This window comes from Streptomyces antioxidans (assembly GCF_000968685.2).
In the GTDB taxonomy this organism is placed as follows: Bacteria; Actinomycetota; Actinomycetes; order Streptomycetales; family Streptomycetaceae; genus Streptomyces; species Streptomyces antioxidans.
Genome location: NZ_LAKD02000086.1, coordinates 1 through 20,979, shown reverse-complemented (window position 1 = coordinate 20,979; position 20,979 = coordinate 1). Strand labels below are relative to the sequence as shown.

The following is a 20,979-nucleotide window of genomic DNA, read 5'->3' as shown; positions in this document are numbered from 1 at the left end:
GGAACCGATCGGATGCCAAGCCCCTTCTCCCGCCACACCGCTCGCGCCCGCCCGGAGGCGTCATCCGCCTGCGGCGTCCTCGGCCTCCCAGCGCAGCAGGTCGCCCGGCTGGCACTTGAGCACCTCACAGAGGGCGGCGAGCGTCGCGAAACGCACCGCCTTGGCGCGGCCGTTCTTGAGTACCGCCAGGTTGGCGGGCGTGATCCCTACGCGGTCCGCGAGGTCGCCCACGGACATCTTCCGCCTGGCCAGCATCACGTCGATGTCGACGACGATCGGCATCAGATCACCTCGTCCAGCTCGGCCCGCATCTGCGACGCTTCGACATCGCGCGCGACGGCCTGGGCGAGCAGCATCCGCAGCACGAACACGATGAGCGCGACCCCCAGGATGGCCACGCCAACCCCGCCCATGATCACGGTGACGCCCGGGTCGGCCCGCTGGCCCGGCGCGTTGAGGGCCGTGACCGCGAACCACAGGAGGGCAGCCGCCACGATCGCGCCGATCACGGCGTCCACGTAACGGAAGGCGGCGTGGGAGAACACGGTTCCGCGCCGCACCATCGTCACCAGCCGCCACACGCTGACCAGGGCGACCTGGGCCGAGCCCATGCCCAGGACCGTGATCACGCGCAGCGGGGTCAGCGGCAGCGACCCGTCCTCCGGATCGCTCCCGCTGACCAGCACCCACACCATCAATGCCTGCACGAACACGGTGCCGGCGAGCACCACCACGAGCACGGCGCGAAGCGCACGCACTGCCAGCTGTCCCATGCCTCATCCTTCCATCGAGTTGCGATGGAAATCTATCGAGTATCGATAGATAAATTCAAGGGTTGCGGCAGAGTGAGGGCGCTGGACCACGCCGAAGCTCTGGCCCCGGAAGACCGGACACCCCCGCCCCCACGGACGCCATGAGAGCCGATTCCCGCACCGTGGCTCCCTCACCTCTGGGGCTGTCCGGCTCCAGAAGGAGCCACACCCTGGTGATTGGCCATGGATCACCCACCGCCCGCCGCCTACGGTCGCCCCATGCGGATACGAATCGTCGACGCGTTCACCGACCGCCCCTTCGCCGGGAACCCGGCCGGGGTCGTCCTCCTCGACTCCGACACCTTCCCGGACGACCACCGGCTCCAGCAGATCGCCGCCGAGGTCAACCTCGCCGAGACCGCCTTCGCCCACCCCCTGCCCCGGACCGCGGAGGCCGACTGGGCGCTGCGCTGGTTCACCCCGGTCACCGAGGCGCCCATGTGCGGCCATGCCACGCTCGCCACCACCCATGTCCTGAAGACCACGGGGGCCGCGACCGGCACGGTCCGCTTCGCCACCCTCAGCGGGGTGCTGTCGGCGACGGCCGACGACGTCGGCTCGATCACGCTGGACTTCCCCACTGCCTCACTCACCGAGCTGGGCGCGTCCGAGAAGACCGCCGAGGTCGGTGCGGCACTCGGCACCGAGATCGTGGCCGCCCATCACACCAGCCCGTTCATCGACGACCTCCTGATCGAGGTGGCCGACGAGAAGACCGTGCGCGCCCTGGCCCCCGACCTCGCCGCGCTCAAGCGGATCAGCCACCGGGGCATCATCGTGACCGCGGCCGCCGAGGACCCCGGGCGCGGCTATGACTTCGTCTCGCGGATGTTCGCCCCGGCCGTCGGCATCGACGAGGACCCGGTCACCGGCAGCGCCCACACCGCGCTCGCACCCTATTGGTCGGCCCGGTTCGGCCGCGATGAGCTGACCGGGCTCCAGGCGTCCGCGCGCAGTGGCCTGGTCCGTACCGCGCTGCGCGGCGACCGTACGCTGCTGACGGGCGGCGCCGTCACCGTCATCGACGGCGAGCTGCTGGCCTGAGGCCCGTCACCCCACGCCGGACGGCGGCGGGTCAGGCCGTGGGCAGCCAGTCCACCCACGCCGGACGGCGGCGGGTCAGGCCGTGGGCAGCCAGTCCACCCACGCCGGACGGCGGCGGGTCAGGCCGTGGGCAGCCAGTCCACCCGGCCCGCCAGCGCGGCGTATCCGACGAAGGCCACGATGTCGATCAGCGCATGGGCGGCGACCAGCGGCCCGACCCGCCCCCAGCGGCGGTAGAGCAGCACGAAGACCACCCCCATCGCCAGATTGCCGAAGAAGCCGCCGATCCCCTGGTAGAGGTGGTACGAGCCGCGCAGCACCGAGCTGGCCAGCAGGGCGGCCATCGGGGTCCAACCCAACTGCCCGAGCCTGCGCAGCAGATAGCCGACCACGACCACCTCCTCCAGCACCGCGTTCTGCACCGCGGAGGCGATCAGCACCGGGATCTTCCACCAGACGTCGGGCAGCGACTCGGGCACCACCGTGAGGTTGCCCCCGGCGGCCCGCGCCCCGAGGTACAGCAGCAGCCCCGTGCCCCCGATCGCCGCCGCGACCGCGGCGCCCCACGCCAGGTCGAACCGGGGCCGGTCGCGGTCGAAGCCGATCGCCCGCAGCCCGGCGCCCTCCCGCAGCAGCAGATGGGCCACCAGCGCGACCGGCACCAGCGCGGTGGTGATGCCGAACAGCTGCCAGGCGAGATCCAGCCAGGGCCGCCCCGGCGCCGCGGAGGAGTTGAGATTGGCGGCCTGGTCCTTCAGCCCGCCCGGTTTGGTCACCGAGCCGATAAAGCTGATCAGCGCGGACAGCCCGCTCGCGCCCAGGGACAGCGCCAGCACGAGCAGCGTCTCATCGCGCAGCGTCCGCCGCGAGAGCCCGTCCTCGACCACGGGCGACTCCGCGCCCCGCGCCTGTGACCGCACTCCTGTCCCCACTTCCGTCTCTCCGCCTCGTCCGTGCACCCGCCCCGTTCACCGGACAATACGGGGTCAGGGTGCACGGTGGGATGGTCACCCGGAGAGATCGGTGGGCCAGGTGTGCACCGGGGCGTCGGTCCGCATCAGCGCGCAGTAGCGGCGGGTCACGGCCGCGAGGGCGGCGTCCCGGTCCAGCCCGGCGCCCAGCGCCCGGTGGTAGGTGGCCGCCTGCCAGGACGCCCCGTTGACCCCCAGCTTGCAGCGCTCCTCGATCACCCCGAGATAGCGGTCGCGGTCGGCGGGCTCCACGCCCCAGGAGTCCAGGCCGGACGCGGCGAGCGGCAGCAGCTCCTCGCGGACCAGCCGTACGGCGGAGGTGCGGGCCAGGGACGCCGAACGGCCGGATTTGGGCCACTGCAGGACCGCGTCGATGCCATGCCGGCAGGCCGCCTCGAAGTTGGCCGTGGCGGCCGCGAACGGCAGCCGGGTCCACACCGGGCGGGACTCCTCGGCGAGCGCCCTGACCAGCCCGTAGTAGAAGGCGGCGTTGGCGATGACATCGGTGACGGTGGGTCCGGCCGGGAGTACGCGGTTCTCCACCCGCAGATGCGGCACACCGTCCACGACGTCGTAGACGGGCCGGTTCCAGCGGTAGATCGTGCCGTTGTGCAGTACCAGTTCCTGGAGCTCGGGCACCCCGCCCTCGTCCAGCACCCGCAGCGGGTCCTCGTCCCCGCCGGTGGAGAGCAGCGGCGGGAAGTAGCGCAGATTCTCCTCGAACAGCTCGTACGCGGAGTCGATCCAGCGCTCGCCGAACCAGGTGCGCGGGCGCGCCCCCTGGGCGGCGATCTCCGGCGGGCGCACATCGGTGGCCTGGAGGAACAGCGGTGGCCGGGATTCGCGCCACGCCTCGTGACCGAAGACGAAGGGGGCGTTGGCGCCCACCGCGATCTGCGCGGCGGCCGCCGCCTGCGCCGCGTTCCACGCGTCCGCGAAGCGACCCGGGGTGACCTGGAGATGGAGCTGGACGGAGGTGCAGGCCGCCTCGGGGGCGATGGAGGAGCTGGCGTAGGTGAACCGCTCCCGGCCCTCGATGTCGATGAGGAAATCCTCGCCGCGGGCGGCCAGCATCTGCTCATTGAGAAGTTTGTAACGGTCGTCATAGGAGAGGTTCGTGGACCCCAGATCGTCCGCGGTGAGGGTCGGCAGAATTCCGATCATCACGATCTCGGAGGACACTTCCCGCGCCTTGCGGTCGGCATATGACAACCCGGTTCGCAGCTCTTCGGAGAGCTGATCGAGAACGCGTCCGTGCAAACGGTGGGGCACGATGTTTACTTCAAGATTGCACTGCCCGAGTTCGGTCTGGAAATCATGGCTCCCGATGCGCTCCAGAACCTCCGCGTTCATCATCCTCGGCAGCCCGTCGGCCCCGGCGAGATTCAGCTCGATCTCCAGCCCCATCAGATTCTTCGGGCGGTCGAATCGCCCGTCGGCCAGGAGCCGGCCCAGCCCGTCGAGGCACTGCCGCAGCCGGACGCGCTGCCGTCGCCGGCCGGACGGGTCGAACTCACCGGCTATGAGCTTCTCCCCCATCGAAGCGTCCCTCCTCGAGTGGATCATCGGCGCCAGCCGTGTGTACACCACGCTCGATGATGCCCACCAATGTGATCGATAACGCCCCGCGATCCGGACTCGGTCGATAGGCTCTGGGGAGCCGCGCATTGCGCCGGGGAAATGGATCAGCGAGTTCCAGCCTACCGCGCGGGCCGCAAAATGCCAGGTCATATCCGTTCATCTGGCACTGAATCGGGGAAAATCCCCGCCGTCCCGGGGTCTGGATATCCTCTTGTCGGCGATATCGGCAGCGGCTAGACGAAACACAGCGGGAACACTTGTCGTATAAACTCGGCTAACGAGGCAGAGAGATAACGCCCGAACGGTCTGTTCCGGCTCCCCTCTGACCCGTGTTCCACCGACAGCGCCGCCCAAACCCGGCCCGCTATCGCTTCACCGTGTCTTCAAAGCGAGAGGCGACCCACCATGCCGCTGCATGTGCCCCCGGCCCCCGCGCCCGCCCTGCGCAGCGTCCTCACGGCCCTTGATTCCCCCACCGCCGTCCGCGAGGCCCGCACCCCCGTGCTCTCCACGCTCACCGGCCCCCTCGAACCCGAACTACCGCTCCCCGTCCATGTCCTGGACGACATCACCGCCCCCGACGGGCCGCCGCGCACCCGGCTCACCGGCTGGCGATTCCGGATCCGCGACGGCGGCCGTACGGTGGCCGCCGCCGAGGCGATGCTCACCGCCGACGGCTGGGCCTTCTCGCACTTCTCCGAGGGCCCCTATGTCAGCTCGGCCGAACTCGCCCTGAGCGAGGCGGAGTCGCTGCCCTCGGCGTACCAGCCGCGGCTGCTGTCCATCCCCGAGCTCTATATGGTCACGCTCTGGCTGCACGGCGACCTGACCGCGGACGGCGCCGAAGGCGGCCTCGGCGCCGGGGACCTGCTGGTGCCGCTCGCCCCGGCGCCACCCGGTATCGCGGCCCACCGGGCACACCGCGCACCCGATCTGCTGCCCGTCCTCACCCATCGGCTGACTCGGGCTCCCTTGCTTGGCTCACCCGCCTGACCTGGGCCTTCATCAGGTGGGGAGCGCCCCGTGACCGCCGGGTCACGGGGCGCTCCGCAGCATCCTCGTAACAGGTCCGGCCGCGGTGAACCCTCCGGACGGGTGATGCGTCATTATCTAGCGAGACCGGTACCGCGAAATCCCTGCGGATTCCAGGCCGTAGGGCAACACTGGAGCAATCGACCGACTCACAACCACGGGGGGCGGCCATGAACGCCGCAGCGAGCCGCAGGACCTTCACCACTCCGCAGCGAAAGAACCCTGTCATGTGCCAGCATCAACCACCCTGCCCGTCAGCCGACTCAGCCGACCGGGAGGCCGCCCATCTCGTGGCGCACCACCCGGAGCAGGGATGGAGCCTGCTGTGCAACGGTGTCCTGCTCTTCGAGGACACCGGTGAGCTGCTGCCGGACGGGCGCGTGATCGCACCGTGCCGACCGCTGGGTTCCGAGCACGTCGTCACCGCGGCCTGACCACCGCCGTCGACGGCACGTATCTCTCAGGGGCCGGCCCGGCGCTCCCGCCGAACCGGCCCCACTGACGCGTCGCAAGGCTGTCGCAGGGCTTTAAGACCCCTCAGCCCTCGTAGGACTCCAGCGGCGGGCAGGAGCAGACGAGGTTACGGTCCCCGTAGGCCCCGTCGATCCGCCGCACCGGCGGCCAGTACTTGTCGGCCGCCGAGACCCCGGCCGGGAAGACCGCCTCCTCCCGGGAGTACGGGTGGTCCCACTCCGCGGTCAGTGACGCCGCCGTGTGCGGGGCGTTCCGCAGCGGATTGTCCTCCTTGGCCCACTCGCCGGAGCCGACCTTTTCGATCTCGGCCCTAATGGCGATCATCGCCTGGCAGAACCGGTCCAGCTCGGCCAGGTCCTCGCTCTCGGTCGGCTCGATCATCAGCGTCCCGGCCACCGGGAACGACATCGTCGGCGCGTGGAAGCCGTAGTCGATCAGACGCTTGGCCACATCGTCCACGGTCACGCCGGTGGCCTTGGTCAGCGGACGCAGATCCACGATGCACTCGTGTGCCACCAGACCGCCGGGGCCGGTGTAGAGCACCGGGTAGTGCGGCTCCAGGCGCTTGGCGACGTAGTTGGCGCCGAGCACCGCGACCTGGGTCGCGCGCCGCAGCCCCTCGGCGCCCATCAGCCGGATGTACGCCCAGGAGATCGGCAGGATCCCGGCGGAGCCCCACGGCGCGGCCGAGACCGGGCCGACGCCGGTGGCCGGTCCGGCGGCGGGCTGCAGCGGATGGTTGGGGAGGTACGGCGCCAGGTGCTCGCGCACCGCGATCGGGCCGACGCCGGGGCCGCCGCCGCCGTGCGGGATGCAGAAGGTCTTGTGAAGGTTCAGATGTGAGACATCGCCGCCGAACCGGCCCGGCTCGGCGAGCCCGACCAGCGCGTTGAGGTTGGCGCCGTCCACGTAGACCTGGCCGCCCGCGTCGTGCACGGTCGCGCAGATCTCGGTGATGTGCTCCTCGAACACCCCGTGGGTGGAGGGGTAGGTCACCATCAGGACGGCCAGCTGGTCGCCGTACTGCTCGATCTTGGCGCGCAGGTCGTCGGTGTCCACCTCGCCGTCCTGGCCGGTCTTGACCACGACGACCTTCATACCGGCCATCACGGCGCTGGCGGCGTTGGTGCCGTGCGCGGAGGACGGGATCAGACAGACGGTGCGCTGGGTGTCCCCGTTGGCCCGGTGGTAGGCGCGCACCGCCAGCAGTCCGGCGAGCTCGCCCTGGGAGCCGGCGTTCGGCTGCAGCGAGACCTTGTCATAGCCGGTGACCTCGGCCAGCCGCTCCTCGAGCTCGCGGATCAGGGTCAGATAGCCCTGGGCCTGCTCGGCCGGTGCGAAGGGGTGCAGCGCGCCGAACTCCGGCCAGGTGACCGGCTCCATCTCGGCGGTCGCGTTGAGCTTCATGGTGCAGGAGCCCAGCGGGATCATGCCCCGGTCCAGGGCGTAGTCCCGGTCGGCCAGGCGCCGCAGATAGCGCAGCATCGCGGTCTCGGAGCGGTGCTGGTGGAAGACCGGGTGGGCCAGATACCCGTCGTGGCGCAGCAGGCCCTCGGGCAGCGCGTCCGGCGCCGAGGCGTCCAGCTCGTCGATCCCGGGGATCCCGGAGCCTTCGCCGTTGCCGCCGTCCACCCCGAAGGCGGACCATACGGCGGCGAGCTGCGCGCGGCCGGTGGTCTCGTCACAGGCGATGCCGACGTGGTCGGCGTCGGTCGGCCGGAGGTTGACCCCGGCCTCGCGGGCCGCGGCGACGACCTCGGCGGCCCGGCCGGGCACCCGCGCGGTGAGGGTGTCGAAGAACGCGCCGTGCACCACCTCGACGCCACCGGCCCGCAGCCCCTCGGCGAGCACGGAGGCGTAGCGGTGGGTGCGGCGGGCGATCGCCGCGAGCCCGTCCGGGCCGTGGTAGACGGCGTACATCCCGGCCATCACGGCCAGCAGCACCTGAGCGGTGCAGATGTTGCTGGTGGCCTTCTCCCGGCGGATGTGCTGCTCACGGGTCTGCAGCGCCAGCCGGTACGCCTTGTCGCCGTCGGCGTCCACCGAGACCCCGACCAGACGGCCGGGCAGGTTGCGGGCGTAGGCGTCGCGCACCGCCATGAAACCGGCGTGCGGCCCGCCGAAGCCCATCGGGACGCCGAACCGCTGGCTGCTGCCCACCGCGATGTCCGCGCCCAGCTCACCGGGCGGGGTGAGCAGGGTGAGTGCGAGCAGATCGGCGGCGACGGTGACGACGGCGCCCAGCTCATGGGCGCGCTCGATGACCGGGCGCGGATCGCGCACCACACCGGAGGCGCCCGGGTACTGCAGCAGCACGCCGAAGACCCCGCGCTCGGCGATGTCGTCCGGAATGCCCTCGGCCAGGTCGGCGACGACCACCTCGACACCGGTCGGCTCGGCGCGGGCCCGTATGACCGCGACGGTCTGCGGCAGACAGTCGGCGTCGATCAGGAAGACGCCCTCCTTGACCTTGCCGACCCGCCGCGAGAGCGCCATCGCCTCGGCTGCCGCGGTGGCCTCGTCCAGCAGCGAGGAACCGGCCGTGGGCAGTCCGGTCAGATCGGCCACGACGGTCTGGAAGTTCAGCAGCGCCTCGAGCCGTCCCTGGGAGATCTCCGGCTGGTAGGGCGTGTACGCGGTGTACCAGGCGGGGTTCTCCAGCACATTGCGCAGGATCACCGGCGGGGTGTGGGTGCCGTAGTAGCCGAGGCCGATCATCGACGCCAGTACCTGGTTGCGGTCGGCGAGCGCGCGCAGCTCCGCGAGGACCTCCGGCTCGCTGCGGGCCGACGGCAGGGCGTCCAGCGCCTCGGTGCTCTTGATCACGTCCGGTACGGCGGCCTCGGTGAGCTCGTCCAGCGAGCCGAAGCCGACCTGGGCGAGCATCTTGGCCTGGGCCTCGCCGTCCGGGCCGATGTGGCGTCGCTCGAACGGAGTACCAGATTCCAAGTCGGAGAGTGCGATGCGATTGGCGGTCATCTGCGGGGGCCTCCTGGTCTGTGACGACCTACGAGGGGCACCGCGGCTCGGGTGCCCGGACGGCCTCCCCCTCTGTCATCTCAACCTGAGAGCTTCACCGGCCGTGTACCGCCTGACCGGTTTTCACCGTCGGTGAGGAGGGGTTCCGGAACTCTGCTCGCCCGTGGCCCACCCTGCTTTCCAGAGTGACCTCACCCGCACGGTACGTGTGCCTGAGAGATTCCGGGGAGGGTTTGCTCCTTCGGCGCCTCCGACAGCGTCGGCGGAGGACTCTCCCGCACGGGGTCTGCAGCCACCGTCAGCGTACCAGCGGTTCTGCCGCGGGGGACGGTCGCGGGCGTTCGAGTGGCCGAGTGCGGCGATGTGGCTTTTGGTAGGTACCGAGTAGGTACCAATGGGCACTTGTCACTTGCTCGTCATCTGTTTGCCACCTGTGGGAGAGAGCGTGCAGACCGATATCGACCCGCGGACCCTGATCGGCCGCAAGGCATTCGACCGCGAGGGCGCCAAGATCGGCACCGTGGACGAGGTCTATCTCGACGACGCGACCGGCGAGCCCGAATGGGCGGCGGTACGCACCGGACTGTTCAGCCGGGACGTCTTCGTACCGCTCGAACCGAGCGAGGTCGTCGGCGACACCCTGCGGGTGCCGTACGACCGGTCGCTGATCAAGGACGCCCCGGACTTCGGAGTGGGCCGCCACCTCTCCCCCGAGCAGGAGCTTCAGCTCTACCACCACTACGGCCTGGACGTCACGGGCTGACCCCACCCCGGCCCGGACCCGGGGCCGCGGGCTCCTCCGGAGCCAGGGCCGCAACCGTATCGGGATCCGCGGCCGCCTCCGGGCCCGGGCGCGAGTCCGCGGCCGGACCCGCGCCTTCGCCCTCCTCCACGACCCCGAACTGCCCGCGCCCCCACCCGGGCCCGACCCCACCGGCCCCCGGCGTCGGCCCGTCCCGGCCCCCGGCCTCCTCCTCCGGGCCCGGGGCCATGCCCTCGCCCGGCTGCGGGACCGAGGCCCCGCCCTGGTCTGGGTCCACGGCCAGCTCCCGGCCCGCCTCGGGGTCCGGCGTCTCCCCCTGCTCCGGGGTCGGGTCCGGGCCCTCGGGCCCGTCCGCTTTCGGGTCCGCTTTCGCGGGCGGGCGCAGCAGCGGCAATGGGTCGGCGGGCTGTAGCGACGGGTCGTCGACGGGGAACGTCCGCACCCGGCCCGGGGGTGACCACGGCTCCTCGAAGCGCACGGTCACCCGGCCCACTCCGCTCCCCTGCACCCAGCCCGCCCCGTACTCGGCGTGCCGTACATCGGAGCCCGGGAGCCAGCGGCGCGGCTTCTCAGCGTCCTCAGAAGCCTCTCCCGCGCCCTCGCTCACGAGCTCGGGTCTCTCGGGGCCCGGCGGGCGTCCCGCGTCGCCCAGGGCCTCATGGGCGGCTTGGGCGGCGCCCTGAACCCCTGCCGCGGCCTCCGCGGCTTGCGCGGCCTGGGCGAAGAGATCCTCCTGCGTGTAGTCCGCCAGGCCGCTGACGCCGACCCCCAGCAGCCGCACGCCCGCCGTGGTGTCCACCCCGTCGATCAGCCGCGCCGCGGCCTCGCGCACCACCGCGGGGTCGTCGGTCGGCCCGCGCAGGGTCTCCGAACGGGTGAGCGTGGAGAAGTCGTACCGCCGCACCTTGACCACGACCGTCCGCCCCGAGCGCCCCGCCTCGCGCAGCCGCCGCACACAGCGGTCGGCGAGCCGAGCGATCTCCAGCTGCACCCGGGTGCGGTCGGTGAGGTCGACGTCGAAGGTGTCCTCCACCGAGATGGACTTGGCGTCCCGCTCGGCGACGACGGGCCGCTCGTCCCGGCCCTCGGCCATCAGGAACAGCGACCCGCCGTGGGCCCGGCCCAGCAGCCGCACCAGCTCGGCCTCGCCCGCCTCCCGCGTTTCGGCCACGGTGTGGATCCCGGCCCGGCGCAGCGCCTCCGCCGTGGCGGGGCCGACGCCCGGGAGCATCCGCACCGACATCGGGCCGAGCAGATCGCGCTCCGTCCCGGGCTCGATGACCACCAGACCATCCGGCTTGGCCTGCTCCGAACCGATCTTGGCGAGCATCTTGGAGCCGGCGAGCCCCACCGAGCCGGTCAGCCCGGTGGCGGCCCGTATGTCGGCCCGCAGCCGCTCCGCCACGGCGCGCGCCGCCTCCACGGTGGGCTCGGTGCCGCCCGCCTCAAGATCGACGAACGCCTCGTCCAGGCTCAGCGGCTCCACCAGGGGCGACAGCGTGTGCAGCAGGGCCATGACCGCGTCGCTCACCGTGCGGTAGAGGGCGAAGCGGGGGACCAGGAACGCCGCGTTCGGACACAGGCGGCGGGCCTGGGCCATCGCCATGGCCGAGTGCACCCCGAACACCCGGGCCTCATAGGAGGCCGTGGCCACCACGCCACGCGGACCCAGGCCCCCTACGATCACCGGCTTCCCGCGCAGGCTGGGCTTGGCCGCCTGCTCCGCCGAGGCGTAGAAGGCGTCCATGTCCAGATGGAGAATCGTCGGCGCACCCCTCACACCTCCGATGCTGCCGCACACCACTGACAATGGGGCGGCGCGACGGGCGGTGGTGAACCGAGTGGCGTCGGCGGAAGGGCCGGTGCTAACCCGCCCGGTTGCGGCGCGCCGCCAGCTCGTCGGTCGGATTGTGCCGGATCAGCGTCTCGCCGGTGTCCACCCGCTCGCCGTGCAGCTGGGACAGCGCGCTCTCGACATCCCGCCAGACGACGCCCACGGCGATCCCGAAGACGCCCTGGCCGCCCTGGAGGAGGTCCACGACCTCATCGGGCGAGGTGCACTCATAGACGGTCGCGCCATCGCTCATCAGCGTCATCTGGGCCAGGTCATCGAGCTCCCTGGCACGCAGGTGCGCCACCGCCGCCCGGATGTTCTGGAGCGACACGCCGGTGTCCAGCAGCCGCTTCACGATCTTGAGGACGACCACGTCCCGGAAGCTGTAGAGCCGCTGGCTGCCCGAGCCGTACGCGGGCCGGACGCTCGGCTCCACCAGCCCGGTGCGGGCCCAGTAGTCCAGCTGGCGGTAGGTGATGCCCGCGGCCGCGCACGCGGTGGGTCCGCGGTATCCGATCCGCTCCGTCCCCCCCCGTGGCGGGCTCACGCGGCGGTGCGGCCTGTGCCGCGACCCGAGCCTCCACTGCCGGATCGGCCGGTGCGCTCCCCTGGAGCGGGTACGGACCTCCGGCCGCCGTGCCGTCGCCGCTGCTTCTCACGCCGACCTCCGTCCTCGACCTGCCATCTTGAAGGTAGGCAGTCACCCGGGGTGCGTCAACGATCGCCACACTCGGCACGCCGAGTGATAATCACCCTAAGAGTGGTTTCCCGTGTCCCTCGTCCGGGAAAGGCTACTCGAATGCGCGAGCGAGGACCGGCATACGGCTCACTGGCTGCTGGTTCCGAAGTCCTCTGGCGAGATCTGGTCGAGGAACTCGCGGAACTTCTCCACCTCGTCCTCCTGCTCGTCCGGGATCGCGATACCGGCGTCGTCCAGCACGCCGTCGCTGCCGTAGATCGGCGTTCCGGTGCGCAGCGCGAGGGCTATGGCGTCGGACGGCCGGGCGCTGACCTCCACGCCGCTGGCGAAGACCAGCTCCGCGTAGAAGACCCCCTCGCGCAGATCCGTGATCCGGACCTCCGTGAGCTGCTGGCCGACGGCTTCGAGTACGTCCTTGAAAAGGTCATGGGTCAGCGGGCGCGCCGGAGCCATGCCCTGCTGAGCGAAGGCGATCGCGGTCGCCTCACCTGGTCCGATCCAGATGGGGAGGTACCGGTCGCCTCCCACTTCACGCAGGAGCACGATCGGTTGGTTGGAGGGCATTTCCACCCGGACACCCACGACGTCGAGCTCGTTCACACAGCAACCCTAGGACGTGCCCGGCCGGTTTGGATAGTCGGGACCCGGTCGGTCACCGCTCCCGGACCCTCAGCGCCGACCGCACCAGCGCCGCGTGCAGCTGTACGGAGAGCGTGGCGAGCTCCCGCACACTGGTCTCCGCATGCGCTCTGGTCTGCGGATTTCTATGCAACCGCAGCGGAGCGACCACCTGCTCGACCATTCCAGCCTCGCGCTCGGCGGAGGCTTTCATGATTCGCAGATGACGTGGTTCCAGGCCGAAGCGACCGAGCTCGGCGATGAGCCGGGCGACGGTCACCGCCTCGATGTCGTACCCGCCGTCCGCGGTCGGCGCGAGCAGCCCGTACGACTCCCATGCGGTCAGCTCCGCCTCGCTGACCTCGGCCGCTGCCAGCAGCTCGGCACGGCCGATGCGGGCGGCCGTGGGGCCGTCCGGGGCCGCGTCGGTACCGCCGTCGAGCGGTCCGGGCTGCCGCGCTCCCTGCGAGGCGGCAGGAAGCTGCAGCGGTTCGCCCCGCTCCAGGGCGTCCAGGTGCTCCCGGATGACCTTGAGCGGCAGGTAGTGGTCACGCTGCATCCGGAGGATGTGGCCGAGCCGCTCCACGTCCCGCTGGCTGAATTTGCGGTAGCCGGACGGCGTGCGCCGCGGCTCCACCAGCCCCTCCGACTCCAAGAAGCGGATCTTGGAGATGGTGACCTCGGGGAACTCGTCCCGCAACAGATTCAGCACGGTGCCGATGCTCATCGAGCGGCTGCCCGTGGGGGCGGTGCCGGTATCGGCACCGCCCGACGGTGTCTGAAGCATGGACCTCCCCTGACGGGTCAGATGCCGACGCCCCGCTGGCTCGGGTAGAACACCAGCCGGTACTTACCGATCTGCACCTCGTCCCCACTGGCGAGGACCACCGGCGCGTCGATCTGCTCCCGGTTGACATACGTCCCGTTGAGGGAGCCGACGTCCGAGACGGTGAAGCTGCTGTCCTGGCCTCGCTGGAACTCCACATGGCGGCGGGAGACCGTCACATCGTCCAGGAAGATGTCGCTCTGCGGGTGACGGCCCGCCGTGGTGACATCACTGTCCAGCAGGAAGCGGCTGCCGGAATTCGGCCCGCGGCGGACCACCAGCAGCGCCGACCCCAGGGGCAGCGCCTCGACTGCGGCCTGCGCCTCCGGGCTGAGCGACGGCAGCGGCGTCTGCCCGGTCGCCTCGGAGTCGTACGCCTCAAGACCCGAGATCGAAATGGTGGAGGTGGTCTCCGAGGCACGCTCGGAGGGGGCGCCGCCCCGCAGCGGGGCACCGCAGTTGGAACAGAACCGGCTGGCCTCCGCGTTCCGGTGGCCACACCGCTGACAGACCGGCAAGCCAAACCCTCCACCACTCTGAGAGGCCGATGGGTCCTCGGAACCTATGGGCCCGGCCGCGGAGGGGTCAACAGACGCGCCCGGCCCGCCGACCTGGTCACGGAAGAGCGGGCGCTCCTCGGTCCCCCCTCCGCTCTCCTCCGCGGCACGCGAGGCGCGGTGGCGAGCGGTGCTGCTGCCGCCGTCCTGGCGGGCACTCTTACCGAACAACTTCCCGAACAACTTCACGGGCGATTCCCCTTGACTGAAACAGACCCGCCCGTGGGGCAGGACAAACCCTCGATGCACACACCAGACGGTCCGGACATCCTCACAACGTCCGTGACCACCAGACAGTTTCCATCACGCGCGGATCTTCTGGTGCGTTGACCCCCCGCGTCCACATGGTCTCCCCGAGAGACCCTCATTTCGAACCGCCTCACCGTGATGACGACCGAGCGTAGTCAGGCCGCTTCGCCGATCGCAAGGCATCCACAACGATCTTCTTATCCCGTCGTACGGACACAGTGGCCTGCTCCTTCTCCAGGCTCTGCACCACCCCGCCGGGGATGTTCAGGGCCGGCTCCAGATCTTCCGGCTTGCCGATCACCTTCACAACATACGGCCGCGTCACTTTCCGTCCATCGATCTGGATCGCGCCACCGCTGTCCGAGAAGTAGGTGCCCGCGACCACGCGCACCGCGTCGATCTGGATCGCCTCGGCGCCCGCCGCGCGCAGCTCCTGGACGGTGTCGAGCAGCATGTCCGACTCCACGGAGCCCCGGGAGTCGTCGATGGTGATCGTGATACCAGGACCCTGTGCTGCCACCGTACCCGCGAGCACGCCCAGCTGCTGCTCCTTCTGGAGCGTCTGCTTCCGGGCCTCCTCCGCCTGGTCCGAGCTGTTCTCCAGTTCGGTGCGCTGGTTCTCCAGGCGGCGCTTCTCGTCCTGGAGCCGCTGGGTGCGCGAGTCCAGCTCGTCGAGAATCCGGACCAGGTCCTCCTGCCGGGCGCCTCGCAGCACGCTGTTCTCGTTGGTCGAACGCACCTGGATGGCCAGGCCCAGGCCGAGGCCGAAGAGCAGCAGGGCGACGATCAGCTGGGCACGGGTGAGCCGCGGCGGCCATACGCCCTTCAGCAGCCGCTGGCGTCCGGTCAGGGCACCCTCCGACCGCTGATCCGCGCCCGGGTCCCCGGGGCCGGGGGCGGGCCCCACGCGCTCTCCGGGGCCGCCCCGGGACCCGTCGGCGAGCCCGGAGCCCTCGCCACGCGTCCCGGGCGTGTCCGCCGCGACGGGTCGGCCCTGGGCCTGCGGCGGCAGGGCCTCGGGCAGCACGGCCTTGGGCAGGGGCGTCCGCAGCGCGAGGTCCTTGAAGCCGCCCGGCGGGGGCGTGGCGGGCCTGCCCGGGCGCGCCGCGGGTGCGTCACGGCGCTCGGGCTTCCGGGCGGGCGACGGGGTGCCCGGGCGCGGCGGTTCCGACGGGGTGGGCGGGCGCGGCGGTCCGGCGGCCGATGGCCGCTGGGGCTTGGCCCGCTCCAGCTCGCCCCGCTTCGGTTCGGCCCGCTCCAGCTCGGCCCGCCCGCGGGGCTCCCCAGGGTCTGCGGGCCGCTCGGGCGTCTCCTGCGGGCGGCGCGGCGGCTCGGGCGACCACTGGGGCCGCTCGGCGGCGTCCCCGGGCGTTTCGGCCCGCTCCGCTTGTCCGGCCGCCCTCTCCGGCTGCTCGGCCTTGGCGTCCCTCTCGGCCGCCCGCGGCGTGTCGGCCAAGGGGCGCGGCGTGTCGGACGGCTGCTGCGGCGGCGTGTCGGCGGACTGGTACGGCGTGTCGGCCGGCTGGTGCGGCGTGTCAACGGACGGCTGTCGCGGCGTGTCGGCCTGCCGTCGGCTTTCGGTCGACTCCGCCCGCTCGGGCGTCTCCGGAGTGTCATCGGTCGTCATCGGCCTCACGCCCGGAACACATGGCGGCGGATCGCGGCCGCGTTGGAGAAGATCCGGATGCCGAGCACGACCACGACTCCCGTCGACAGCTGGGCACCGACGCCCAGCTTGTCACCGAGGAAGACGATCAGCGCGGCCACCACCACATTGGACAGGAACGATACGACGAAGACCTTGTCGTCGAAGATCCCGTCCAGCATCGCCCGGAAGCCCCCGAAGACCGCGTCGAGCGCCGCCACGACGGCGATCGGCAGATAGGGCTCGACCACCGTCGGCACCACGGGTCGGACCACAAGTCCCACCACGACTCCCACGATGAGCCCCAATACGGCGATCACGATGTGCCCTTCCCTGTGTCGGCGTCACCCTTGCCGGAGCCACCGGCTATCGGTTCCGCGGTGCGTACGATCAGGCTCGGCGCGGCCGGTAGCCGGAGCGAGTCCTGGGCGGAAATGCTCGTACGGATGTCATAGTTCTGCTGCAGCACATGCAGGTACTGTCCGTCCGCACTGTTCTGGAAAGCGGTGCTCAGCCGCTGCCCGTCCCCCACCGCGAGCACCGTATAGGGCGGCGCCAGCGGCTTGTTGTCGACCAGTATGGCGTCTCCCGCGGCCCTGATCGCCGAGAGCGCCGTCAGCCGCTGCCCGTTGATCGAGACGGCCTCCGCGCCGGACTCCCACAGGCCGTTGACGACACGCTGCATATCGTGGTCGCGCACCCGGCCGGTGTCGGAGAAGTCGGCGCTCTCCCGCGGTCCCCCGCCGCTGCTCGCCGCGTCCTTGGCGTCGTCGACCACCAGCTTCACCCCGGGGCCCGTCACCTCGTTGGCCCCCGAAAGCAGCGCCACCAGATCGGCCTTGGCCCCGCCGTCCTTCTCCAGCGCCTGCCGCTGCTTCTCCCCGACCTCGCCCCGGAGCGTGTCCACGCTCCGGGCGAGCTTGTCCGCGTTCGAGTTCCCCGTCTCGATGCGGTCGATCAGTTCTCCCCGCTCCTTGGCCAGCGTCGGCGCCGATATCCGTGCCTCCGCGGCGCCGATCGTGATGACGACCGCGACCAGGACAAGACCGAAGGCCAGCCCCAATTTGGCCCGTACGGTGCGCGGAAGGCCCGAGCGACCGGTCTCCCCGCGCCGCGCTGCGGCCTCCGCGTAGCCGTCGTCGAGGCTGTGGTCCATCACATTGGTCAGCAGCGACATGGACGCGTCGAGGCGCGGGCGCGGGCTCGGCGATGCTGTGCTCCGAACGGGGGGCTGCTGCGACATGCCGCACATCGTCGCACGTGGGGGCCGCCGCCACCGAATGGCCCCTCCGGCGTGCCGAATCCGGGACCTCGGGACGGCGGCCCCACGCGCTCGGACGTGCCCGGGCGGCCCCTGGATCAGCGGCCCGCGCTGTCCACGACGCTCGCCCACTCATCCAGCAGGGCCTGCGCGGACGCGTCGTCCGGGCCCTCCGCCCACAGATGGGTGACCGCCTCGGCCGGGTCGGGCAGCACCATGACCCACCGCCCGTCGGTCTCCACGACCCGCACCCCGTCGGTGGTGTCCACGGAACGGTCCCCCGCGGCCTCCACCACATGCCGCATGACCAGGCCCTTGACCGCCCAGGGCGTGGCCAGATCGCGCCGCTGGACATGCGCACGCGGAATCCGCGCGTCGATCTGGCTCAGCGTCAGCTGAGTGCGCGCCACCAGCCCGATCAGCCGGACGAACGCGGCCGTACCATCGAAGACGCTGCTGAACTCGGGGATGATGAACCCGCCGCGCCCGTCGCCCCCGAAGATGGTGGACTCCGACCTGGCGACCCGGGTGAGATCGTCCGCCGCGGTGGTCGTCCACTCCACCTGTGTACCGTGGTACGCCGCCACCTGCTCGGCGATACGGGTCGTGGTCACCGGAAGCGCCACCCGCCCGCTCCGCCGCTCCGCGGCCACCAGGTCCAGCATCACCAGCAGCGCCCGGTCGTCCTCCACGATGCGGCCGCGCTCGTCGACGAGCGAGAACCGCTCACCGACCGGATCGAACCGCACCCCGAACGCGGCACGCGCCGAGGCGACGATCTCACCGAGCCGGGCCAGCCCCGACCGGCGGGCGTCGGCGGTCTCCGTCGGACGCGCCTCGTTCAGGCCCGGGTTGATGGTCAGCGCGTCCACTCCGAGCCGGCCCAGCAGGCTGGGCAGCACCAGCCCGGAGCTGCCGTTGGCGGCGTCCACGACGACCTTCAGCCCGGATTCGGCGATGCCGCTGATGTCCACGGCGCGCAGCAGCGAGCCCGTGTACGAGTCGAAGACGCTCGACGGGAAGCTGAGGTCGCCGATCTCGCCCGGGAACGCCCTTCGGTACTCCTGACGGGCGTACACCCGGTCCAGCTTCCGCTGACCGCCCGCGGAGAGATCGGCGCCGCGCTCGTCGAAGAACATGATGTCGACCGAGTCGGGCACCCCGGGCGAGGTACGGATCATGAAGCCGCCGGCGCTGCCGCGCGCGGTCTGCTGGCGGGCCACCGGCAGCGGCACGTTCTCCAGGTCCCTCACGTCGATGGCGCTGGTCTGCAGGGCGGAGATCATCGCCCGCTTCAGCGCCCGCGCGCCCCTGGAGTGGTCACGCGCCGTGGTGACGGTGGAGCCCTTCTTGAGGGTCGTGGCGTACGCCCCGGCGAGCCGCACCGCGAGCTCCGGGGTGATCTCCACATTGAGGATGCCGGATACGCCACGGGCGCCGAACAGATGCGCCTGTCCGCGGGACTCCCAGATCACCGAGGTGTTGACGAACGCGCCCGCCTCGATGGTCTTGAACGGATAGACCCGGACATTGCCCTGGACGATCGATTCCTCGCCGATCAGGCACTCATCGCCGATGACGGCCCCGTCCTCGATCCGGGCGGCGCGCATGATGTCGGTGTTCTTGCCGATGACGCAGCCGCGCAGATTGCTCTGCTGGCCGACATACACATTGTCGTGCACCACCGCCTTGTGGAGGAAGGCGCCGCTCTTGACGACGACATTGGAGCCGACGACGGTGTGCTCACGGATTTCGGCACCGGCCTCCACCTTGGCGTAGTCGCCGATATAGAGCGGACCGCGGAGCACGGCCTCCGGATGCACATCCGCCCCTTCGGCGACCCATACGCCGGGCGAGATCTCGAATCCGTCGAGCTCGACGTCGACCTTGCCCTCGAGAACGTCCGCCTGGGCCTTCACATAGCTCTCATGGGTGCCGACGTCCTCCCAGTAGCCCTCGGCGACATAGCCGAAGATGGGCTTGCCCTCCTTCATCAGCTGGGGGAAGACATCTCCGGACCAGTCGACCGGGACATCGGGATCGACATAGTCGAAGACCTCAGGCTCCATGACATAGATGCCGGTGTTGACGGTATCCGAGAAAACCTGGCCCCAGGTGGGCTTCTCCAGGAAGCGCTCGACCTGTCCGCCCTCGTCGACGATGGTGATACCGAACTCGAGCGGATTGGGAACACGGGTCAAGCAGACGGTGACAAGGGCACCCTTTTCCTTATGGAAATCGATCAGATCCGTGAGGTCGAAATCCGTGAGGGCATCGCCCGAGATCACAAGGAACGTGTCGTCCTTGAGTGCTTCCTCCGCGTTCTTGACACTTCCGGCGGTGCCGAGTGGCTTCTCCTCATTCGCGTACGTGAGCTCCATGTCGAGCTCCTCGCCGTCACCGAAGTAGTTCTTGACCAGGGAGGCGAGGAACTGGACTGTCACCACGGTCTCGCTGAGACCATGCCGCTTGAGCAGCCGCAGCACATGTTCCATGATCGGCCGGTTGGCCACGGGCAGCAGCGGTTTGGGCATGGTCGAGGTCATCGGGCGCAGACGAGTCCCCTCGCCCCCTGCCATCACGACGGCCTTCATATCGGAAGCGTCCTCCTTGAAGAGACGACGGTCATGCCGACCGCGCACGCCCGATGGCCCTTACACCTGAAGTCGCCACGGGCCCCGGCCTCTATGGACGCCGCTACGGCGAGCTCAGTCGGCCGCGGTGTCCGCCCTGACGAGTCGGCGGACCTGAACCACGTAGAGGACTCCTGCCCACCAATAGAGTGTTGTACCCCATCCAGCGAACGCCCATCCGAAAATAGCAGCGGTCGTGTGAAGCCAGCCACTTCCCTCACTCAGAAGGAGCAACGGGAAGGCATACATCAGGTTGAAGGTGGCCGCCTTGCCGAGGAAGTTCACCTGCGGCGGCGGATAGCCATGGCGCCGGAGGATGCCCACCATCACCAGCAGGACCAACTCTCGCGCGAGAAGGGCCGCGGTGAGCCAGAGGGGCAAGATCTCGCGCCAGGTGAGGCCGACAAGGGTCGACAGTATGTAGAGGCGGTCGGCCGCCGGGTCGAGAAGGCGGCCGAGCTTGCTGATCTGGTTCCAGCGGCGGGCCAGCTTCCCGTCGAGATAGTCGCTGATACCGCTCAGCGCCAGCACCAGCAGCGCCCAGCCGTCGCCGTTGGGCTCGCCGAACTCGGGCCGGAGGATCAGCCAAAGAAAAAGCGGTACGCCGACGAGGCGCGCCGCGCTGAGGATGTTCGGGATGGTGAGCACACGGTCCGTCTGGACGCGTGTCTCCTGTACCTCCACCCGGGAGCCTCCCGTGAGAAACAGGCCGATGATGCCCTATGACTCTACCGGTAGACCCGCACAGGCCCCGCACCGGGGCGTAGCGGACATGGAAAACAAAAAAGACCCCGGTGGGAAAAGATTTCCCACCGGGGTCTTTTGAAGAATTCTTCGGCGGCGTCCTACTCTCCCACAGGGTCCCCCCTGCAGTACCATCGGCGCTGAAAGGCTTAGCTTCCGGGTTCGGAATGTAACCGGGCGTTTCCCTAACGCAATGACCACCGAAACACTACGAAACACATGAACCGGACCCCACCCACACACCCACCAACGGGAC

General features: G+C 70.5%; 18 protein-coding genes, 1 rRNA gene, 1 pseudogene and 2 riboswitches. Of the genes and pseudogenes, 4 read left to right on the top strand and 16 right to left on the bottom strand.

Translation table 11 applies throughout. The features are described 5' to 3' along the window. Nucleotides 1-60 precede the first annotated feature (60 nt). Together VT50_RS27850 and VT50_RS27845 are read right to left on the bottom strand one after the other, a co-directional pair. Complete coding sequence (locus VT50_RS27850) at nucleotides 61-282, bottom strand: helix-turn-helix domain-containing protein (RefSeq protein ID WP_046086987.1); 222 nt, start codon at nucleotides 280-282, stop codon at nucleotides 61-63. Beyond that, nucleotides 282-773 (bottom strand): DUF2975 domain-containing protein, encoded by a 492-nt coding sequence (locus tag VT50_RS27845; protein ID WP_046086988.1) that lies wholly within the window; start codon nucleotides 771-773, stop codon nucleotides 282-284. Before VT50_RS27845 ends, VT50_RS27850 begins: the two co-directional genes overlap by 1 nt. A 258-nt stretch (nucleotides 774-1,031) precedes the next feature. Between VT50_RS27845 and VT50_RS27840 the strand changes: the two genes are divergently transcribed. Beyond that, nucleotides 1,032-1,856 carry a PhzF family phenazine biosynthesis protein gene (locus tag VT50_RS27840; RefSeq protein ID WP_046087010.1) on the top strand — a complete coding sequence of 275 codons (825 nt, stop codon included), beginning with the start codon at nucleotides 1,032-1,034 and terminating at the stop codon, nucleotides 1,854-1,856. Nucleotides 1,857-1,975: 119 nt separating this feature from the next. On the opposite strand, the gene VT50_RS27835 is transcribed toward VT50_RS27840, so the two are convergent. Both VT50_RS27835 and VT50_RS27830 read right to left on the bottom strand, forming a co-directional pair. Beyond that, nucleotides 1,976-2,788, bottom strand: coding sequence for a CPBP family intramembrane glutamic endopeptidase (locus tag VT50_RS27835; protein ID WP_206269491.1), 813 nt, complete (start codon nucleotides 2,786-2,788; stop codon nucleotides 1,976-1,978). 75 nt (nucleotides 2,789-2,863) lie between these two features. Continuing rightward, a complete protein-coding gene (locus VT50_RS27830; RefSeq protein WP_046086990.1) occupies nucleotides 2,864-4,366 on the bottom strand; it encodes a glutamate-cysteine ligase family protein in 1,503 nt (500 codons plus the stop codon). A 447-nt stretch (nucleotides 4,367-4,813) separates the two neighbouring features. On the opposite strand from VT50_RS27830, the gene VT50_RS27825 reads away from it, so the two are divergent. Continuing rightward, nucleotides 4,814-5,401 carry a hypothetical protein gene (locus VT50_RS27825; RefSeq protein ID WP_046086991.1) on the top strand — a complete coding sequence of 196 codons (588 nt, stop codon included), beginning with the start codon at nucleotides 4,814-4,816 and terminating at the stop codon, nucleotides 5,399-5,401. A gap of 266 nt (nucleotides 5,402-5,667) precedes the next feature. Next, complete coding sequence (locus VT50_RS27820; protein ID WP_037964925.1) at nucleotides 5,668-5,874, top strand: DUF5999 family protein; 207 nt, start codon at nucleotides 5,668-5,670, stop codon at nucleotides 5,872-5,874. A gap of 103 nt (nucleotides 5,875-5,977) precedes the next feature. Here the strand turns inward: VT50_RS27820 and gcvP are convergent, their stop codons facing one another. Further along, nucleotides 5,978-8,893 (bottom strand): aminomethyl-transferring glycine dehydrogenase, encoded by a 2,916-nt coding sequence (gene gcvP / locus VT50_RS27815; RefSeq protein ID WP_046086992.1) that lies wholly within the window; start codon nucleotides 8,891-8,893, stop codon nucleotides 5,978-5,980. A gap of 65 nt (nucleotides 8,894-8,958) precedes the next feature. Further along, nucleotides 8,959-9,082, bottom strand: a riboswitch (glycine riboswitch). Nucleotide 9,083: 1 nt separating this feature from the next. After that, nucleotides 9,084-9,181: riboswitch (glycine riboswitch) on the bottom strand. Nucleotides 9,182-9,326: 145 nt separating this feature from the next. On the opposite strand from gcvP, the gene VT50_RS27810 reads away from it, so the two are divergent. Next, nucleotides 9,327-9,656 carry a PRC-barrel domain-containing protein gene (locus VT50_RS27810; RefSeq protein ID WP_370467186.1) on the top strand — a complete coding sequence of 110 codons (330 nt, stop codon included), beginning with the start codon at nucleotides 9,327-9,329 and terminating at the stop codon, nucleotides 9,654-9,656. On the opposite strand, the gene VT50_RS27805 is transcribed toward VT50_RS27810, so the two are convergent. The 11 genes and pseudogenes from VT50_RS27805 to rrf all read right to left on the bottom strand — a co-directional run bounded on the left by VT50_RS27805 (nucleotide 9,646) and on the right by rrf (nucleotide 20,928). Then, nucleotides 9,646-11,436: a DNA polymerase IV gene (locus tag VT50_RS27805; RefSeq protein WP_078840755.1), complete on the bottom strand. Its 1,791-nt coding sequence runs from the start codon at nucleotides 11,434-11,436 to the stop codon at nucleotides 9,646-9,648. The two genes, VT50_RS27810 and VT50_RS27805, sit on opposite strands and share 11 nt — an antisense overlap. Before the next feature lie 85 nt (nucleotides 11,437-11,521). Next, nucleotides 11,522-12,149 (bottom strand): annotated as a pseudogene (locus VT50_RS27800) (MerR family transcriptional regulator). Between the two features lie 167 nt (nucleotides 12,150-12,316). Then, entirely contained in the window at nucleotides 12,317-12,790 is a 474-nt protein-coding gene (locus tag VT50_RS27795; protein WP_014058684.1) for a bifunctional nuclease family protein, read from the bottom strand. Nucleotides 12,791-12,842: 52 nt separating this feature from the next. Beyond that, nucleotides 12,843-13,595 (bottom strand): transcriptional regulator FtsR, encoded by a 753-nt coding sequence (ftsR, locus tag VT50_RS27790; protein WP_046086994.1) that lies wholly within the window; start codon nucleotides 13,593-13,595, stop codon nucleotides 12,843-12,845. 17 nt (nucleotides 13,596-13,612) lie between these two features. Next, nucleotides 13,613-14,440, bottom strand: a complete 828-nt coding sequence (locus VT50_RS27785; protein ID WP_420822232.1) for an FHA domain-containing protein — start codon at nucleotides 14,438-14,440, stop codon at nucleotides 13,613-13,615. 130 nt (nucleotides 14,441-14,570) lie between these two features. Beyond that, the gene (locus VT50_RS27780; RefSeq protein ID WP_075200390.1) at nucleotides 14,571-15,671 is read right to left on the bottom strand and encodes a DUF881 domain-containing protein; all 1,101 of its coding nucleotides are present in this window, start codon (nucleotides 15,669-15,671) and stop codon (nucleotides 14,571-14,573) included. 401 nt (nucleotides 15,672-16,072) lie between these two features. Next, nucleotides 16,073-16,405: a small basic family protein gene (locus tag VT50_RS27775; RefSeq protein WP_014058688.1), complete on the bottom strand. Its 333-nt coding sequence runs from the start codon at nucleotides 16,403-16,405 to the stop codon at nucleotides 16,073-16,075. Further along, a complete protein-coding gene (locus VT50_RS27770; protein ID WP_046086996.1) occupies nucleotides 16,402-17,328 on the bottom strand; it encodes a DUF881 domain-containing protein in 927 nt (308 codons plus the stop codon). Before VT50_RS27770 ends, VT50_RS27775 begins: the two co-directional genes overlap by 4 nt. A 116-nt stretch (nucleotides 17,329-17,444) precedes the next feature. Continuing rightward, entirely contained in the window at nucleotides 17,445-19,940 is a 2,496-nt protein-coding gene (locus tag VT50_RS27765) for a mannose-1-phosphate guanyltransferase (protein ID WP_046086997.1), read from the bottom strand. A 114-nt stretch (nucleotides 19,941-20,054) separates the two neighbouring features. Further along, on the bottom strand, nucleotides 20,055-20,663 hold the full coding sequence (gene clsA / locus VT50_RS27760) for a cardiolipin synthase ClsA (protein WP_046086998.1): 609 nt from the start codon (nucleotides 20,661-20,663) through the stop codon (nucleotides 20,055-20,057). 148 nt (nucleotides 20,664-20,811) lie between these two features. Continuing rightward, a 5S ribosomal RNA gene (gene rrf, locus VT50_RS27755) occupies nucleotides 20,812-20,928 on the bottom strand. Between the last annotated feature and the right edge of the window lie 51 nt (nucleotides 20,929-20,979).

Excerpts from the sequence above, each read along its gene's own strand:
- VT50_RS27770 (WP_046086996.1), bottom strand. The coding sequence starts at position 17,328 with ATGTCGCAGCAGCCCCCCGTTCGGAGCACAGCATCGCCGAGCCCGCGC.
- VT50_RS27845 (WP_046086988.1), bottom strand. The coding sequence starts at position 773 with ATGGGACAGCTGGCAGTGCGTGCGCTTCGCGCCGTGCTCGTGGTGGTG.
- VT50_RS27840 (WP_046087010.1), top strand. The coding sequence starts at position 1,032 with ATGCGGATACGAATCGTCGACGCGTTCACCGACCGCCCCTTCGCCGGG.
- VT50_RS27765 (WP_046086997.1), bottom strand. The coding sequence starts at position 19,940 with ATGAAGGCCGTCGTGATGGCAGGGGGCGAGGGGACTCGTCTGCGCCCG.
- gcvP (WP_046086992.1), bottom strand. The coding sequence starts at position 8,893 with ATGACCGCCAATCGCATCGCACTCTCCGACTTGGAATCTGGTACTCCG.
- VT50_RS27830 (WP_046086990.1), bottom strand. The coding sequence starts at position 4,366 with ATGGGGGAGAAGCTCATAGCCGGTGAGTTCGACCCGTCCGGCCGGCGA.
- VT50_RS27850 (WP_046086987.1), bottom strand. The coding sequence starts at position 282 with ATGCCGATCGTCGTCGACATCGACGTGATGCTGGCCAGGCGGAAGATG.
- VT50_RS27820 (WP_037964925.1), top strand. The coding sequence starts at position 5,668 with ATGTGCCAGCATCAACCACCCTGCCCGTCAGCCGACTCAGCCGACCGG.
- ftsR (WP_046086994.1), bottom strand. The coding sequence starts at position 13,595 with ATGCTTCAGACACCGTCGGGCGGTGCCGATACCGGCACCGCCCCCACG.
- VT50_RS27825 (WP_046086991.1), top strand. The coding sequence starts at position 4,814 with ATGCCGCTGCATGTGCCCCCGGCCCCCGCGCCCGCCCTGCGCAGCGTC.